This window comes from Corynebacterium nasorum (assembly GCF_032821635.1).
Taxonomy (GTDB): Bacteria; Actinomycetota; Actinomycetes; order Mycobacteriales; family Mycobacteriaceae; genus Corynebacterium; species Corynebacterium kefirresidentii.
The window spans coordinates 95,922-111,684 of sequence record NZ_JAVBIE010000005.1; the positions used below are offsets into that span (position 1 = coordinate 95,922).

Consider the following 15,763-nt stretch of genomic DNA (forward strand, 5'->3'; position numbering starts at 1 on the left):
TTTAGTCGGCGTGGTGCTCCTCGGCCGTGGTGTGGCAGTCGGCGTGGAAGCGTTTAGCGGCGACCTCGTCGCGCACTGCGCTTTTATTGCGCCGCCAGCCGATGAGCCGGCACACCAGATAGATGACAAAGGAAATGGTGGTGACGAAGACCGAGACCGGAAGACCAGGCGCGAGCGATAAGATGAAGCCGCCTACGGCCGACACCTCGGCGAAAATGGTGGCCCACATGACCGCGCGCAGGGGTGAGGAAGTAATCTGCACGGCCGCTGCGCCGGGGGTGATAAGCAGCGCCATGACGAGCAGTGAACCAACGATTTGTACCGACTGCGCGGCCGCTAGGCCCACGAGTACGGCGAAGGCGACCGAGATGAAACGGGTCGGCACGCCGGCCGCCTGGGCCATAACTGGGTCGGCCGAAGCGAAGAGCATGGGGCGCCACAGGATGGCTACGGCGGAGAGGATGACTACGGTGGTTGCGGCCAAAAGCCATACCGAGGCCGAAGATACGCCGACGATCTGGCCGGTCAGCAGCGTCATCGCGGTATTCGCGTTGCCCGGATAGAGGTGCAGAAATAGCACCGACAGTCCTAGGCCAAAGCTCATGACCACGCCGATGGCGCTGTCTTGCTGGCCCTTAAAGCCCAGTACGGCGAGGATGATGGCGGCCACGATGGCCCCGGCGACCGCGCCAAAGCCTAAGTTGAGACCGAAAAGTAGTGCGGCGGAGTCACCCATGAGCGCGAGCTCGGAAGTCGCGTGGACGGAAAAGGACATCTGGCGCAGCACGATGAGCGAGGTCATCACGCCAGAAAGAATGCCCAGCAGCGCGGAGGCGATGAGCGAGGACTGTACAAAATCAACGCTCAGCAGGTACTGGGTGTCTTCTATGAAGCTAGACAACGATAAGCCTCCCATCGACGTTTAAGACGTTGACTTTGGAACCGTAGAGCTCGGAAAGGACATCGGAGCGCATGACCTCATCTACCGCGCCGAAGGTATGGCCGCCGGGAGCAAGGTAGAGCACCTTATCGGTCACTCCGAGTACCGGATTGATGCCATGGGTGACAAAGATGATGGAGGTGCCGCGCTCGCGGCGTAGCGCATCTAGCTTCTCCACGGTGTCTTGCTGGCGCGCCGGATCGAGCGAGAGCAGCGGCTCATCGGCAAGGATGAGCTCTGGGTCATTGGCCAGCGCTTGGGCCTGGCGGATAAGTTGCTGCTGGCCGCCGGATAGCTGTCCTACGCGGCGGTCGCGCAGGCCGGTGGCACCTACCTCGGCGAGGAGCTCGTCGACGCGGTGGCGGGGAGGGCGGCGGCGTCGGAAAGCGCCGTGCGCAAGGGAGAGCGATACTAAGTCGCGGGCGCGCAGGGGCAGGTCGGCCGGGAACATGCGCTGCTGCGGGATGAATCCGACGCGGCAGTCCACGTCGACGCTGCCGGCCGTGAGTTTGCGGGTGCCCAAGATAGTGCCGAGCAGGGTGGATTTGCCCACGCCATTGGGGCCCAAAACGGCGATAAACTCGCCGCGGTCAACGGCGAGGTTAAGGCTGGACCACAGCGGGGCAACCGCTGCGTCATGAAATTGGATGAGCACTAGAGCTTCCCCAGGGAGTCGGTGACCTCGTCATAGTAGGTCCAGAACTCCTTGCCATCCGGCGGGGTCTCGCCGATTTCGACGATATTGACATCCGCATCCTCCGCGGCGGACTTGATACGGCCGGCGGTATCGGTTTCGGTCTGCGGGTTAAAGATGAGAAGGTCCACCTTGTGGTCCTTGATGGCCTTGGTGAAGGCGGCAAGGTCGGCCGCGGTGGGCTCGCCCTCAGAAATGGTGGCCTTGCGGTAGCCCTCTGGGGTGACGTCCTTGCCGGAGGTGTACTTCATGATGTAGTCCGCAATCGGCTCGGTCTGGGCGTAGGAGAGATCGCCCGGTAGCTCCTTGAGCTTGTCGCGCAGCCGGTTGACGTGGGAGTCCACGCGCTCGGTGCTGGCGTGCGCATCGGTATTGAGCTCATTGATCTGGTCGGCGATATTACCTGCGACCTCGTCGAGCGCAGCTGGGTCGTACCAGATGTGCTCGTTGCCTTCGATATTGGTGACCTTCTTTGGGTCCTTCTTGGCGGTGGCCTTGGCGGCGTCGATGGTCATGACATTGGGGTCATCGGCCAGCTTGCCGTGGTCGGTCAGCGGCAGTGCGGAGATGATGTTGTCTTGCTCGGAGACGGCCTGGTAAATCCAAGAATCGTAGCCGCCGCCGTTGACTACGAGCAGGTCCGCGTCTTCGGCCTTGGCGATATCGGCCGCGGAAGGCTCGAAGTGGTGGGGGTCGACGCCATTGCCCTCCACGATGGGCTTGACCTCAATGTCCACGCCGGAGGCGGTATCGGCCACGGCTTGGGCAACATCGGCCCAGATAGAAGTGGAAGCGACGATGGAGATTTTCTTCTGAGCACCCGGCTCGGCAGCCGAGTCTTGAGAGTCAGAAGAGGAGCAAGCGGTGGCGGTGAGGAGGAGGCCGCCGGCCGCGAGGAGGGCGGCGGTTGCGCGAAGTGAGTTATGCATAGCTCCCAGTGTGCTGTTGATGGTAATTGTTGTCAATTGAATATGTATTGAAAACGCGGCCGCGGGGTAAGCTTACGGCTATGGTGAAACGCAGCCCCACCCGCAAGACGCTGGCCTCGCTGGCCGCCGAACTGGGTGTTTCGCGCACGACGGTGTCCAATGCCTATAGCCGGCCGGACCAGCTCTCGGCCGCGACGCGCGCGCGCATTCTGGCAGCGGCGAAAGCGCGAGGGTACCCCGGGCCGGACCCCACGGCTCGCAGCCTGCGCACCCGCCGTGCGGGTGCGGTGGGCGTGCTGCTGACTGAGCACCTGTCCTATGCCTTCGAAGACATGGCCTCGGTGGATTTCTTGGCCGGCATGGCGGAGGCCTCGGCCGGCGCGCAAAGCATGCTTACCCTCATCCCGGCCGGCCCGGAGGGGGAAGCGGAGGCGACCAGCTTGGTCGGCTCGGCCGCCGTGGATGGTTTTGTGGTTTATTCCGTGGCGGCCGGGGATGCCTACCTGGAGGCGGCGCGCGGGCGCGGGCTGCCGGTGGTGGTCTGCGATCAGCCGACGGATTCGGGCCTGCCTTTTGTAGGGATCGATGACCGAGCCGCCATTGCTCCGGCCGCCCGCGCGCTGGTGGAGGCCGGCCACCGCAAGATTGGCGTGCTGGCCATTCGCCTCAAACGCGAGCGCCACGATGGCCCCATTTCCTGGGAGGAGTTGCAAGAGGCCGATATGCACGTGCAGCACGCCCGCGTCATGGGCGCCATGGACGTCTTTGCGCAGGCGGGGATCGCGCCGGAAACCGTGCCCGTGGTCACCCAGCACATCAATGATGCGCAAACCACGCGGGCGGCCGCGCAGTTGCTTCTCGACGCCCACCCTGACCTCACCGCAGTCCTGTGCACCACCGACTCCATGGCGCTGGGCGTGATGACCTATGCGCGCGAACGGGGCATCGATATTCCCAGTGAGCTTTCCGTCACCGGCTTTGACGGCATCGATGCGGCGCAGCGCCTTGGCTTGACGACCATCATCCAGCCCAATAAGGCCAAAGGCGCCGCCGCCGGCCACATGCTCTCTAACCTCATCGCCGCCGCGGATAATGCGGCGGCGGCCGTGCCGGCGGTGTCGCGGCGGGTACTGCGGACGAATTTCGCGGCGGGGCGGACCGTGGCACCACCGCGTTAAGTCGGGGCAGGCCGGGGTTTACCGGCTAGGCGTCGTCGCCGCCGGAGTGACCTATATGGGCCGCGCGGGCGGTGGCAAGCTCAGTGAGGAAGTGGGCGACGGCGTCGACGTCGGCAAGCTGCACTACGGCCGCCGTATCGCCCTCGCCTACCTTGACACCGACGTCCGGCGGCTGATGGAGGGCGCGGAAACCGTCCTCGTCGGTGACATCATCGCCCAAAAAGACCATGGCGGTGGCGCCGGTACGCTCGCGTAGCTCGTCTAACCACGTGCCCTTGGTGGCCTGAGTGGCAGAAAACTCCACGACGGACTTACCGGCCGTGCGTGGGAAGCCGCCCGGGTCGAGTGCGAGACCGGCTTCATAAGCCTGGGCGGCAGCTTCTGGGTCGGTATCCTCGAGCGCCCGCAGGTGCAGTACGCGCTGGAAGGGCTTGACCTCGATATCCGCGCCTGGGAAGCGCTCCATAATTGCGCGGATCTCGGTTTCCTTGGCGGTCAGATGCTCGCGCATCGCGGGAGTTAGATCCGTTTCTTCCCAAGAGGATTCGGCGCCATGGGATCCGCCGAATAGCACGGGCTCGCGCAGTGGACACACGCGCTGCAGGCCTGCGAGGTGGCGGCCGGACAGCACGGCCGCGGTGGTATGCGGCAGGTGAGCAAGTTTATCCAAGGCGCGTAGGGAGTCTTGGTTCATCTCGACGTCGTAGATGGCCGTGGCAAAGGGGGAGAGCGTGCCGTCAAAATCCGAGACCACCGCGAGGTGCTCGGCGGCGGCAAGGGCCTTGATTGTGGTGGAAAGCGTCATGGCTTCCAGCCTACGTATTTAATTGCCGAGGGAAACCAATTTGATAGACGGCGAGTCCACCTCATCTGTAACCAGCTCTAAGACCAGCTGGTTATTGCTATTGACGGTGTAGTGGAAATCGCGGCCAGTGGAAATCAAGTTGCGCAGCAGGTTATCGGCCCACACGGACGCGCCATGGCAATCCTGGGCGGTCTCGTCATAATCCACCTCATCAAAGTGCAGGCGGTTGCCATCCTGGATATTTTGGCGCTCCTCATCGGCGGAATAGGTCACCTTTCCCACCATTTGGGTGCAGCCGGTGGTGCCTACCAGCGTAGATTCACCAAAGCTCAACGTGGGGGCCTGCGGGATGGATTCCGGGATGGTAGAGGCAGCATCCGGGGTGGTGTTGATGGAGACTACCTGCCACTGCTTATCCAGGATCTGCTCATCACCAGGGGCCTGGGGCTCTTCTTCGCCGGAGCCGCAGGCAACGAGCAGCGTGGCGGCGCACGCAGCGGCGAGCGGAGTAATGAGGCGGTTACAGCGAGGCATCATGCGCCAGCCTCCTCGGCGTCGGCATGGCGCAGGCAGCTCAGGAAGGACTGGGACCATAGCTGTACGTCGTGCTCAGTGACCTGCTGGTGCATGGTAAGCATGCGCTGGGACATGGCAGAGGGGGCATCGTCAAGTGCGGTGAGCGCATTGAGCAAGGCGGCCTTGAGGGACTCGATATCGAAGGGATTGCACAGGTAGGCCTGGCTGAGCTCATCGGCAGCGCCGGCAAACTCAGAGAGCACTAGCGCGCCCGAACCATCGTCGTGGCAGGCCACGTATTCCTTGGCCACCAGATTCATGCCATCCTTGAAGGGGGTGACCAGCATGACATCGGCCATGCGGTAGTAGCAGCGCAGGAGGCTCTTGGCTACGCCCCGGTGCTGATAGTGCACCACTGGGTGGCCCACGCGGGCAAAGCGCCCGTTGATGCGGCCTACGGCTTCTTCGACTTTGGAGCGGGTGGCCTTGTAATGATCAAGTCGCTCGCGCGACGGCGTGGCCAGCTGCACCATTGCTACTTCTTCCGGGTCGAGTGCTCCGGACTCCAGCAGCTCCTCAAAAGCAGTCAGCCGCTGCAGGATGCCCTTGGTGTAATCGAGGCGATCCACTCCCAGGATAATGCGCTGGGGCGAGCCCAGCTCTTCGCGCAGCTTGGCGACGTCCCGCTCATCCTCCGCAGTGAACCTGGCAAAGTCCTTCGCGGCGATAGAGATGGGAAAAGCCCCCACGCCGATGGTGCGTCCCTGCGGTAGGTGAATATGTGCGGTGACCTCGCGGGTACTGGCCTCGCCTTCCACGTCGAGGCCGTGGCGGCGGGCGAGTTCCAGGAAGTTGCGGGCATTGGCCTCCAAGTGGAAGCCAATGAGATCCGCGCCGAGCAGCCCGCGCACGAGTTCCTCTCGCCAGGGCAGCTGACGGAAGAGATCGGCAGAAGGGAAGGGGATGTGCAAGAAGAACCCGATGGTGAGATCGGGGCGCTTTTGGCGCAGGATGCCGGGCAAAAGTTGTAGCTGGTAGTCCTGGACCCACACGGTGGCACCCTCGGCGGCGACCTCGGCTACCTCATCTGCAAAGCGCAGGTTGACCTCGCGATAGGCGTGCCACCAATCGCGGTCGTAGGTAGGGGTGACGATGAGATCGTGGTAGAGCGGCCACAGGGTGGCATTGGAAAAGCCCTCATAAAAGCCCTCGAAATCGGACTCGGTGAGCTTGACCGGATGCAGCAGCACGCCGGCATCGGTGCGGAAGGGCTCAGGTGCGGTGTCAGTCACGCCGGGCCACCCTACCCAGCAGCCCTGATGGGACTCCAGGACCGGGGACAAGGCGGTGACCAGTCCGCCTGGCGAGGGTGTCCACGTATGGCTGCCATCGGGCCGGGTTTCTAGATCAACCGGCAGGCGGTTGGCCACCACCACGAAGTCATTGCCATGCTCACTCATGGTGCAAGAATAACTTAAGACTTCTTAGCAGACTTCTTTGTTGCCTTCTTAGAGGCCTTCTTCGTCGCTTTCTTCGTGGCCTTCTTGGTCGACTTCTTTGTCGATTTCTTGGTGGACTTTTTGGTCGACTTCTTCGTGGACTTCTTGCTGGATTTCTTGGTCGACTTCTTCGGGGCGGCATCGGCCTGCTCCGCCAGAACCTTCTTGTGTACCAAGCCCTTGGGCTCCACGCCCAGCATGGACATCAGGGTCACGCCGTCGAGGAAGTCTTGGGCGTAGGTGGCCACGATGCGGCGGGCTGCGCGGGAGGTCTCCTCCTCAAGGGCGTGATTCTGGTCAGCCTGTGGGTGGGTGTCTTGGACCTTGGGTGGCACGACGTGTCCTCCTGAACGTTGTGAAAACTACTTAAGCGCTTGCAAGAAAAGCTATCAGAGCAAATATTGTACGCTACCGGCGGCGTTTAAGACCGCTCGGGTCCGGATTCGGTGCCCGGCTGCTCCGGTTTTTGGGCACGAAACGTTTCGGTGCCCGGCACGGTATAGGTGGTCTTCTCGTGCTGCTGCGGCTGCGCCGGCCACTGAGAATCCTCCGGCCACAGGTCCGCGGCGGAGCGGGTATGCGGCCCGTGGTTTTGGGCCTCGTGGCGCGGGTGCTGCTGCGGCGGCTTCGGCCCGAGCTTGGGTGGTAACTCCGGGCGATTGACGCGCGGGGCAAATGGGGACATCGGCACACGCGGGATTCGCGGGGCCTTGCGGGCCAAGTGCGTGGCCTTGTGGAAGGAGAAGCGGCCGATGCGCTTGAAAGCGGAGTAGGGGCGGAAGTACTGCGGGCGGCGCAGGCGGCGGGCCACGCGCTCGCCCAGTACTACGCCGGCGGCCAGGGCGCCGGAGATGGCCAGGGCCATTGCCATGTTGGTAAAGCCGGTAATCATCTGCTCATTGAGCGAGGCGTACATGCCGCGGTAGAGCATGAGGCCGGGGAGCATCGGCGTATAGCCCACGATCATGGTGATAAGCGGCGGGATGCCCCAACGGCGCGACATCAAGCCGCCGGCCAGGCCGACGACCACAGCGGACAGGCCCGAGGCAATCACCGGGCCGATGCCAAACGGCACCACCACGAAGTAATAGAAGATCATGCCGGCCGCGGCGGTAAGCCCCGACATGGTGATCTCGATCCAGGCAGCCCCGCAGGCTAGCGCAAAGGCGGCGGAGCCGGTGCCACCGAGCACCACCAGCAGCGGAATCTCGTGGTAGACCGGCGGGGCCAGCGTGGCCAGCGGCGGCAGGTTAAAGCCCAGCGAATCAGCCAGCTGGATGCCCACGCCCACGCCAGCGATGATGGCGCCGGTAGATAGCAGCGCCTCAAAGAAGCGGGCGGAGGAGGTTACGGGGGCGCGCGTGATGCCGTCGACCAGCGATTGCACCAAGGTTAGACCCGCTACCAGCACGATGATGCCGGAGGCGATGATCTGTGCCGGCGAGAAATTAATGCCGAACGAGGCCGCCACGTTGTACAAAATGGCGGCAGGGAAGACAGCGAAGAAGCCACCGACCACATTCTGATAGAAGGGCGGCAAGCGATAGTTGGCCAACCAAGCGTTCAGACCCATGATGAAGGCGGAAACCACAAAGGCCACCACGCCGACGAGCAGATCGCCGCCGAGCATCATGGAAATCAGGCCACCCATCGCGCCCCAGCCGAGCATGACCGTGGCCGGCTTATAAGGGGCGGGCATGCGGTCAATCTCGTCGAGGCGCTGCTCCGCCATGGCCGGTGGCATCTGGCCGGAGTGGATAGAGCGAATGAGCTTATCGACGGCCGAGAGCTTGGAAAAATCCACGCCAATGCTCGGCACCACACGGAAGACGTGCAGGTTTTGGCGCTGCTCGCCGGTGCCGATGGTGGTGTGGATGGTGATGGTATTCATCAAGATATCCACGTGGCAGTAGTGCAAGCCATAGGAAGATGCCGCCAGGTGTACCTGGGCGCGGGCATCCGAGTTAGCCGTACCGGCGCCGATGAGGATTTCACCAATGCGGGCGGCGATCTCCATGACGCCGGTGACTTGAGCGGCATCATGGAGATCGATCGGGGCGAGTGGCGATGGCGGCGGTGCGGCTTTAGCCGCGTCGATGATGGCTACTTGGCCCGAGGAAGCGCGCAGGCGCTCCCGCATAGCGGACAAAAATGACACGGAAATAACCCTCGAAAAAGCGCTGAGAAAGTGGGATAGATTCTGCCTGAACTTTAGCCCCTGTACCCTGTCAATGCATAGATGGGGGACCGGCTTTCCCTTTAGCGTTGGTGCTCGGGTACTATGCAACGAGCGGGATATCTCCCGCGGTGCTGGAGTGGCGCAATTGGTAGCGCAACGCACTTGTAATGCGTAGGTTGCGAGTTCAAGTCTCGTCTCCAGCTCAAAAGGAGGCTGGGTCCAGCGTGGGCCTAGCCTTCGTGGTGTTTTGTGGGGCATCAATAAGCCCAAAAAGCCGGTCAACCATGCGTTGGCGGTTAGCGGGGGAGAGCTTGCGCTGGTTGAGGTGATCGTGCACCCACAGCCCCGTACTAAGCAACATGACGAGCAGGTCATCCTCGTCGGTCTCGGCGGCGGAGGGATCCACCATCCACCGTGCATCCACATCTGCCCATTGGGCAGAAAAATCTGGGTGAGTCTGGGAGTGCACACACATCAGCAGCTTGACGAGCGGATCCTTTTTGCCCATGGAGAGCACCAAGGCGCGGGAGCGCTCGGCCAAGCTGAGCTCGCTGGCAGGGTGGCCGCCGGCTAGTTGCTCGAGCTCTTCTTCCCAGCGCTCAGCGCAAAAACGGTGACAATTTACCAGCAGGTTGTGGCGGGTAGGAAAGTGGTAGATGAGACCGGACTTGGACATGCCGGTCGCCTGCGCCAGGGAGTCATAGGTAAGGCCGGAGACATCCTCGGCGGCGATGATGTCGAGCGCAGCTTCAAGGGCTGCGGTCTTTTTGTTGATTCGCGGCATGGGGATCTCCTGATTTGGGGTTATCGCGGAAGCACCAGGCGGTTATCGCGGCTAGGAGTAAGGCGAAGCAAGCCAGGCCACCGATGGTGGAAAGATACCCGGCATTGTAGGCGCTGGCGGCGGTCGCGTGGGAAGCGGGGTGATGCAGCGCGTCGGTTCCTAGTTCTGCGAGGTGAGGTGGGAGTTCGCGGGCCATGAGTAAAGGCACGAGGGTTCCGGTCAGGGCAATGGAAATCAGGGTGCCAAATTCATAAGAGACCGCCTCTACGCCAGTGGCCATGCCGGTGCGGTGGAGGGGCGCGGCATTGATGATGGCGGTTGAGGATACGGACATGGCAAGGCCCGCGCCTAGGCCGGTGAGGACGAGGGCGACAACGAGTAGGGCAAGCGTCTCGCCTCGGGTTGCGAGCAGCAGGGTCATGCCGGTGGCCATAAGGAGGAATCCGCCGCTTATGAGCGGGAGGAATCCCAGGCGATGCAATGTGGCGCCGCCCAGGATGGAGGTAGGGATGGCAGATAGCGCCATGGCGGAGATGATAAGGCCGGCGTGGAGGGGTGAGAGGGCGTCGACAAGCTGCAGCTTTTGGGTGCTGAGTAGCTCCAGGCCGGACATACCGAACATGGCGCCGCCGGCCGCTAAGGCCCCGCCGCTGAAGACGCGGGAGCCAAAGATGTCGAAGGTCAGAAGGGGATCTGACAAGCGGGTCTGGCGGTGGGCAAAGGCGAGCGCGCCGCAGACGAAGACGGCAGCCGCAGCGACGCTCACCGGCCACGCGTGTGGCAGGGATTTTATGGCCAATACCAGGCTGGTAAGAGTGATAAGGGAATACAGGGACGAAGGAAAGTCCCAGTGTTTAAGGGGATTTGGGGCGTTTGGCGGAGCTAGGAGCAAGGTCAACGCGAGGGCAAGGGCCACGACCGGGACATTGAGTAGGAATACTGAGCCCCACCAGAAGTGCTCCAAAAAGAAGCCGCCCACGGTGGGGCCGGCCGCCGCGCCGATGACGGCGACGGAACCCCAAATGCCAATGGCCGTGTTGCGCTCCACCTCATCGGGAAAGGTAAGGCGGATAAGCGCAAGGCTCGATGGCATCATGATGGCGGCGCCGCAGCCAAGGAAGGCCCGGCTTAGGACCAGCGTCCAGGCGCTGGGGGAATAGGCGGCGAGTAAGGAAGCGCCGCCAAAAATGGCCAGACCGATGAGGAACATTCGCCGGTGGCCGGTGCGATCACCTAGCGTGCCGGTACCGAGAAGGAGACCGGAGAGTACCAACGCGTAGGCGTTGATAATCCATAGTTGCTGGGTATCGGTGGTATGCAATTGCTGCGATAGCTGCGGCAATGCGGTGTAGAGGATGGAATTATCCAGCCCAACCATGAGTAACCCCAGAGAGATGACGGCGCAGAAAGACCACCGCTGCGCGGCCGTGGAGGCCGGAGCGGTAAGGCTTCGTGCGCGGGGCGGGTGGATACTCATAGCAGAGTAAACAGTACCGAACGGTCGTTATAGTTTACAGTCAAAGATAGGTTAGTATTACCTTCCTCACAGCTGGGGACACTGTGTGAGTGTATAGGAGAATAGTGGACTTTCCTGCGGTGTAAGTAGCACAGTGGTATTAGCACCAATTAAGAGTTAAGGATGATAATTAATGGCACGTAACTATGCAGAACAGCTAGTTGACACCCTAGAAAAGCAGGGGGTCGAGCGCATTTATGGCCTGGTCGGTGACTCTCTGAATCCGATTGTGGATGCAGTTCGTCGCTCCTCCATCGAGTGGATTCACGTCCGCAATGAGGAGGCTGCAGCCTTCGCCGCTGAGGCAGATTCCCTGACCACCGGCAAGCTGGCAGTATGTGCTGCATCCTGCGGTCCGGGCAACACTCACCTCATCCAGGGCCTGTATGACGCCCACCGCAACGGCGCCAAGGTTCTGGCACTGGCTTCCCATATTCCATCCCGCCAGATCGGCTCCAAGTTCTTCCAGGAGACCCACCCAGAGGCAATCTTCCAGGAGTGCTCTGGTTATTGCGAGATGGTCAATTCCGCTGAGCAGGGCGGTGTTGTCCTGCACCACGCCATTCAGTCCACCATGGCGGGCAACGGTGTTTCCGTGCTGGTCATCCCGGGCGACGTCTCCATGCAGGACGCCGACGATGACTCCTTTGTGGAGTCCAAGATCTCTACCGGTCGCCCGGTTGTCTTCCCAGACCCAGCCGAGGCTGCGGCCCTGACCCAGGCCATCAACGAGGCTAAGACTGTCACCCTCTTCGTTGGCGCTGGCGTCAAGGATGCCCGCGAACAGGTGCTGAAGCTGGCGGAGAAGATTAAGGCTCCTATCGGCCACGCCCTGGGTGGCAAGATGTACATCCAGTACGAGAACCCATTCGATGTGGGCATGAACGGCCTGCTGGGCTACGGCGCAGCACACGAGGCCACCCACGAGGCTGACCTGCTCATCCTGTTGGGTACCGACTTCCCGTATAACGACTTCCTGCCGGATGCCAATGTGGCACAGGTGGACATCAACGGCTCCCACATCGGCCGCCGCACCAAGATTTCTTATCCGGTTACCGGCGATGTAGCCGCTACCATCGAGAACATCCTGCCGCACGTGGATGAGAAGAAGGACCGCTCCTTCTTGGACAAGATGCTCAAGAAGCACTACGGCAAGCTGGAGCACGTCGTGGAGGCCTACACCTCCAACGTGGAAAAGCACACCCCGATCCACCCAGAGTACGTTGCAGACCTCATCGATAGGAACGCGGATGAAGATGCCATCTTCACCGTCGATACCGGCATGTGCAACGTGTGGGGCGCTCGCTACATCACTGCCAACGGCAAGCGCGAGCAGATTGGCTCCTTCCGCCACGGCACCATGGCCAACGCCCTGCCACAGGCGCTGGGTGCACAGGCCGCTAACCCTGGTCGCCAGGTCATCACCTTCTCCGGTGATGGCGGGCTATCCATGCTGATGGGTGAGCTGCTGACCGTAAAGCTCCACAACCTGCCTATCAAGATGTTCGTATTCAATAACTCTTCCCTGGGCATGGTCAAGCTGGAGATGCTGGTGCAGGGTCTACCGGAGCACGAGACCGACCACGAGTCTGTCAACTTTGCCAAGATTGCAGAGGCTTCCGGTATCAAGCACTTCCGCATCGAGGATCCGAAGGAAGCTCCGGAGCAGATCAAGAAGGCGTTGGCCTACAACGGCCCGGCTCTTATCGACGTCGTTACTGACCCCAACGCCCTGTCCCTGCCACCAACGCTGACCATCGAGCAGCTCATGGGCTTCTCCAAGGCTGCAACCCGCACCGTTCTGGACGGTGGTGTGGGCCAGATGATCACCATGGCAAAGTCCAACCTGCGCAACATCCCACGCCCGCAGGACTTCTAAATAGCGCGCCGCGTTAGTTACCACGCTCTTCCTCACTAGGGGAGGGGCGTGGTTTTCTTTTGCGGCGACCAGGGCGACCATCTATGTTCACAGGATTCAGCCAGAAACTCTTCAGTAGGCTGGGAAGCAAGCGTGTCATGATTGCGTGATAGAAATTCGCAACCTTTAAGGGAGTCTGAGGAGAACATGGAAGACAAAAAACTCGCCAAGGTTCTTGTCGTCGATGACGAGCCCAATATTGTGGAGCTGCTCACCGTATCGTTGAAGTTCCAGAACTTCGAGGTCTTCAGCGCCAATTCCGGCCACGAGGCGCTGCGCGTAGCCCGTGAGGTAAACCCTGATGCCTACATCCTGGACGTGATGATGCCGGGCATGGACGGCTTCGAGCTGCTAGGAAAGCTGCGTCAGGAGGGGCTGGACGGCCCGGTGCTGTACCTCACGGCAAAGGATGGGGTGGACCAGCGCATCCACGGCCTGACCATCGGTGCGGATGATTATGTGACCAAGCCATTTAGCTTGGAAGAGGTCATCACCCGCCTGCGCGTCATCATGCGCCGCGGTGGTGCGGCGGAAGAATCCACCAACGACGCCACCATGAGCTACGCAGATTTGACGCTTAATGATGACACCCATGAGGTCACCAAGGCCGGTGAGCTCATCGAGCTTTCCCCCACCGAGTTCAATCTGCTGCGCTACCTCATGCAGAACAAAGAAGTGGTGCTGTCTAAGTCCAAGATTTTGGATAACGTGTGGCACTACGATTTCGGCGGCGATGGCAACGTGGTCGAGTCCTATATCTCCTACCTGCGCCGCAAGATTGATACGGGCGATACCCAGTTGATCCACACCGTGCGCGGCGTGGGTTATGTACTGCGCACCCCGCGCTCCTAAAGTGCTGTGGTAATGGAAGATTCACAGGAGACCCAGGGCCAGGCGCCTGCGCCAGCGGCAGCGCGCCCGCAATCCATGTGGCATGAAGGCCTAGGGCAAGACGAGGGGGAGGACAAGTCCTCCAAGCGGCGGATGTTTTCCCAGATTCCGCAGGCAATGCCGCTGCGTACGTGGTTGGTCATCCTCCTTGTCGTAGTCTCTGGGCTGGGTATTACAGGCTCGTCCTTTGCGGTGAACTCCATTATGCGCAATGTGCTCTTTAATAACGTCGATGATGAGCTGCGCTCCGCATCGACTACGTGGGCACGCGATATCAGCAATGACTTCTTTATCGGTGATCACACTAAGCGCCCGCCTACCGAATACGTGGTGCTGAACTACCTGCCCAATGGCACCATCCGCTATTCGGGGCCGTCTTCGACCACACCGAATGCGGAGAATATCCCGCTTGGCGGCTATCCCACCACCGTTGGGTCCATCGAGAACAATACCAAGTGGCGCGCGCTGGCTTTTGCGGATTCTAATGGCGTCATCACGGTCATCGCTAAGGATATGACCCATGAAAAGGAAATCCTGCACGGCCTGGCGATGGTGCAGGTGACCATCGCCGCCATCGCCTTGGCCGCCATTGCGGCCGTGGGTTTCTGGTTTATCCGCAGGGCGTTGCGGCCGCTGCGGGTGGTGGAAAAGACGGCGTCGGAAATCGCGGCGGGCGACCTGGACAAGCGCGTTCCCAAGTGGCCGCTGCATACCGAGGTGGGCCAGCTGGCCGCCGCGCTCAATATTATGCTGGGGCAGCTACAGCGCTCCGTCGTGCGTGCGCAGGACAAAGAGGAACAGATGCGCCGCTTCGTAGGTGATGCCTCGCACGAGCTGCGCACGCCGCTTACTAGCCTGCGCGGCTATACCGAGCTTTATCGCTCCGGTGCCACCAAGGACGTGGACATGGTCTTTTCTAAGATCGATGATGAATCGAAGCGCATGTCCCTGCTGGTGGAGGATTTGCTGGCGCTTACCCGCGCCGAGGGTACACGCCTCGACCTGCGTCCGGTGGATCTATTGGAACTGGCCCTGTCCGTAGGCTCGTCCGCGCGTGCGGCCTTCCCCGGCCGCGAGATTTCGGTGGCCAATGATGCCAAGTCCATCCCCGTGGTCAATGGTGATGCCAGCCGCCTGCACCAGGTGCTGCTTAACCTAGTGACCAATGGCATCCGCCACGGCGGCGAGGGGGCCACGGTGACGCTGCGCCTGCGCCGTGAAGCCAATGACGTGCTGATCGATGTCATCGATGATGGCAAAGGCATGTCCAAAGAAGATGCGGCGCATATCTTCGAGCGCTTCTACCGCGCGGATACCTCGCGCACCCGCGATACCGGCGGTTCCGGCTTGGGCTTGGCCATCGTGCACTCCCTAGTGGAACAGCACGATGGCAGCATTAGCGTCGACTCCGAGCTCGGCCGCGGCACCACCTTTACGGTGCGCCTGCCCGCGCTTGCCGTCGCCCCCTCTGAGTCCTAGTCCTCCTCCCGAAAGCCTTCCTCGTTGCAGCCCAGGTGCTGGCGGATGCGGGCGGCCGCCTCATCCATCGCGGCATCGTCGGTGTTATCGGCGTCGAAGGCCTTGGCAAAGTCATACTCTTCCATCTTCTCGGTAGGGAAGAGATGGATGTGGGTATGCGGGACGTCGAATCCGGCGATGATATAGCCAGTGCGCGGGGTATTGAACGCGGTCTTGATGGCACCGCCGATTTCCAGGGCGACCTCGTTGAGGTGGGCCCAGGTCTGCGGATCCAGGTCGGTCCACTTATCTACTTCCTCGATGGGCACGACCAGGGTGTGGCCGTAGCGCAGCGGCTCGATGGAGAGGAAAGCCACGCAGGTCTCATCGCGGTAGACAAAGCGAGCGGGTAGTTCACCGTTAATGATCTTGCTAAATACAGAAGCCATGTGTGCC

Annotated in this window: 15 protein-coding genes and 1 tRNA gene; 5 read left to right on the top strand and 11 right to left on the bottom strand. The window is 61.5% G+C overall.

Going from position 1 to position 15,763, the window contains the following annotated elements; translation table 11 throughout:
- Position 1 precedes the first annotated feature (1 nt).
- The 3 genes from RAE07_RS05880 to RAE07_RS05890 are packed head-to-tail and all read right to left on the bottom strand — an operon-like array spanning position 2 to position 2,563.
- On the bottom strand, positions 2 to 916 hold the full coding sequence (locus tag RAE07_RS05880; RefSeq protein WP_317001517.1) for a metal ABC transporter permease: 915 nt from the start codon (positions 914 to 916) through the stop codon (positions 2 to 4).
- Positions 894 to 1,595: a metal ABC transporter ATP-binding protein gene (locus RAE07_RS05885; protein WP_023019898.1), complete on the bottom strand. Its 702-nt coding sequence runs from the start codon at positions 1,593 to 1,595 to the stop codon at positions 894 to 896. The genes RAE07_RS05880 and RAE07_RS05885 overlap by 23 nt, the downstream gene beginning before the upstream one ends.
- Positions 1,595 to 2,563, bottom strand: a complete 969-nt coding sequence (locus RAE07_RS05890; protein ID WP_200288650.1) for a metal ABC transporter solute-binding protein, Zn/Mn family — start codon at positions 2,561 to 2,563, stop codon at positions 1,595 to 1,597. The genes RAE07_RS05885 and RAE07_RS05890 overlap by 1 nt, the downstream gene beginning before the upstream one ends.
- A gap of 80 nt (positions 2,564 to 2,643) precedes the next feature.
- On the opposite strand from RAE07_RS05890, the gene RAE07_RS05895 reads away from it, so the two are divergent.
- Positions 2,644 to 3,741, top strand: a complete 1,098-nt coding sequence (locus tag RAE07_RS05895; RefSeq protein ID WP_023019896.1) for a LacI family DNA-binding transcriptional regulator — start codon at positions 2,644 to 2,646, stop codon at positions 3,739 to 3,741.
- Between the two features lie 25 nt (positions 3,742 to 3,766).
- On the opposite strand, the gene otsB is transcribed toward RAE07_RS05895, so the two are convergent.
- The 5 genes from otsB to thrE all read right to left on the bottom strand — a co-directional run bounded on the left by otsB (position 3,767) and on the right by thrE (position 8,719).
- Positions 3,767 to 4,546: a trehalose-phosphatase gene (gene otsB, locus RAE07_RS05900; protein ID WP_284835446.1), complete on the bottom strand. Its 780-nt coding sequence runs from the start codon at positions 4,544 to 4,546 to the stop codon at positions 3,767 to 3,769.
- An 18-nt stretch (positions 4,547 to 4,564) separates the two neighbouring features.
- Positions 4,565 to 5,083 (bottom strand): META domain-containing protein, encoded by a 519-nt coding sequence (locus tag RAE07_RS05905; RefSeq protein WP_284835445.1) that lies wholly within the window; start codon positions 5,081 to 5,083, stop codon positions 4,565 to 4,567.
- Positions 5,080 to 6,522, bottom strand: coding sequence for an alpha,alpha-trehalose-phosphate synthase (UDP-forming) (locus RAE07_RS05910; RefSeq protein WP_317001520.1), 1,443 nt, complete (start codon positions 6,520 to 6,522; stop codon positions 5,080 to 5,082). The genes RAE07_RS05905 and RAE07_RS05910 overlap by 4 nt, the downstream gene beginning before the upstream one ends.
- A gap of 14 nt (positions 6,523 to 6,536) precedes the next feature.
- Positions 6,537 to 6,896, bottom strand: coding sequence for a hypothetical protein (locus RAE07_RS05915; protein WP_023019892.1), 360 nt, complete (start codon positions 6,894 to 6,896; stop codon positions 6,537 to 6,539).
- An 86-nt stretch (positions 6,897 to 6,982) separates the two neighbouring features.
- Positions 6,983 to 8,719, bottom strand: coding sequence for a threonine/serine exporter ThrE (thrE, locus tag RAE07_RS05920; protein WP_248100140.1), 1,737 nt, complete (start codon positions 8,717 to 8,719; stop codon positions 6,983 to 6,985).
- A gap of 151 nt (positions 8,720 to 8,870) precedes the next feature.
- On the opposite strand from thrE, the gene RAE07_RS05925 reads away from it, so the two are divergent.
- Positions 8,871 to 8,943: transfer RNA gene (locus tag RAE07_RS05925), tRNA-Thr, on the top strand.
- On the opposite strand, the gene RAE07_RS05930 is transcribed toward RAE07_RS05925, so the two are convergent.
- The gene (locus RAE07_RS05930) at positions 8,943 to 9,524 is read right to left on the bottom strand and encodes a TetR/AcrR family transcriptional regulator (RefSeq protein ID WP_317001521.1); all 582 of its coding nucleotides are present in this window, start codon (positions 9,522 to 9,524) and stop codon (positions 8,943 to 8,945) included. The two genes, RAE07_RS05925 and RAE07_RS05930, sit on opposite strands and share 1 nt — an antisense overlap.
- Positions 9,490 to 11,001 (bottom strand): MFS transporter, encoded by a 1,512-nt coding sequence (locus RAE07_RS05935; RefSeq protein ID WP_317001522.1) that lies wholly within the window; start codon positions 10,999 to 11,001, stop codon positions 9,490 to 9,492. Before RAE07_RS05935 ends, RAE07_RS05930 begins: the two co-directional genes overlap by 35 nt.
- A 172-nt stretch (positions 11,002 to 11,173) precedes the next feature.
- Between RAE07_RS05935 and RAE07_RS05940 the strand changes: the two genes are divergently transcribed.
- The 3 genes from RAE07_RS05940 (at position 11,174) to RAE07_RS05950 (ending at position 15,328) form a co-directional block, all read left to right on the top strand.
- A complete protein-coding gene (locus RAE07_RS05940; RefSeq protein ID WP_248100165.1) occupies positions 11,174 to 12,919 on the top strand; it encodes a pyruvate dehydrogenase in 1,746 nt (581 codons plus the stop codon).
- 186 nt (positions 12,920 to 13,105) lie between these two features.
- Complete coding sequence (locus RAE07_RS05945; RefSeq protein WP_023019887.1) at positions 13,106 to 13,810, top strand: response regulator transcription factor; 705 nt, start codon at positions 13,106 to 13,108, stop codon at positions 13,808 to 13,810.
- A gap of 12 nt (positions 13,811 to 13,822) precedes the next feature.
- Positions 13,823 to 15,328: a sensor histidine kinase gene (locus RAE07_RS05950; protein ID WP_317001523.1), complete on the top strand. Its 1,506-nt coding sequence runs from the start codon at positions 13,823 to 13,825 to the stop codon at positions 15,326 to 15,328.
- Here the strand turns inward: RAE07_RS05950 and RAE07_RS05955 are convergent.
- Positions 15,325 to 15,756, bottom strand: coding sequence for an HIT family protein (locus tag RAE07_RS05955; RefSeq protein WP_023019885.1), 432 nt, complete (start codon positions 15,754 to 15,756; stop codon positions 15,325 to 15,327). The genes RAE07_RS05950 and RAE07_RS05955 overlap by 4 nt on opposite strands.
- Positions 15,757 to 15,763 lie beyond the last annotated feature (7 nt).

Coding starts and splice junctions, on each gene's coding strand:
- RAE07_RS05880 (WP_317001517.1), bottom strand. CDS start 916: ATGGGAGGCTTATCGTTGTCTAGCTTCATAGAAGACACCCAGTACCTG.
- RAE07_RS05890 (WP_200288650.1), bottom strand. CDS start 2,563: ATGCATAACTCACTTCGCGCAACCGCCGCCCTCCTCGCGGCCGGCGGC.
- RAE07_RS05895 (WP_023019896.1), top strand. CDS start 2,644: ATGGTGAAACGCAGCCCCACCCGCAAGACGCTGGCCTCGCTGGCCGCC.
- otsB (WP_284835446.1), bottom strand. CDS start 4,546: ATGACGCTTTCCACCACAATCAAGGCCCTTGCCGCCGCCGAGCACCTC.
- RAE07_RS05905 (WP_284835445.1), bottom strand. CDS start 5,083: ATGATGCCTCGCTGTAACCGCCTCATTACTCCGCTCGCCGCTGCGTGC.
- RAE07_RS05910 (WP_317001520.1), bottom strand. CDS start 6,522: ATGAGTGAGCATGGCAATGACTTCGTGGTGGTGGCCAACCGCCTGCCG.
- RAE07_RS05930 (WP_317001521.1), bottom strand. CDS start 9,524: ATGCCGCGAATCAACAAAAAGACCGCAGCCCTTGAAGCTGCGCTCGAC.
- RAE07_RS05935 (WP_317001522.1), bottom strand. CDS start 11,001: ATGAGTATCCACCCGCCCCGCGCACGAAGCCTTACCGCTCCGGCCTCC.
- RAE07_RS05940 (WP_248100165.1), top strand. CDS start 11,174: ATGGCACGTAACTATGCAGAACAGCTAGTTGACACCCTAGAAAAGCAG.
- RAE07_RS05945 (WP_023019887.1), top strand. CDS start 13,106: ATGGAAGACAAAAAACTCGCCAAGGTTCTTGTCGTCGATGACGAGCCC.
- RAE07_RS05950 (WP_317001523.1), top strand. CDS start 13,823: ATGGAAGATTCACAGGAGACCCAGGGCCAGGCGCCTGCGCCAGCGGCA.
- RAE07_RS05955 (WP_023019885.1), bottom strand. CDS start 15,756: ATGGCTTCTGTATTTAGCAAGATCATTAACGGTGAACTACCCGCTCGC.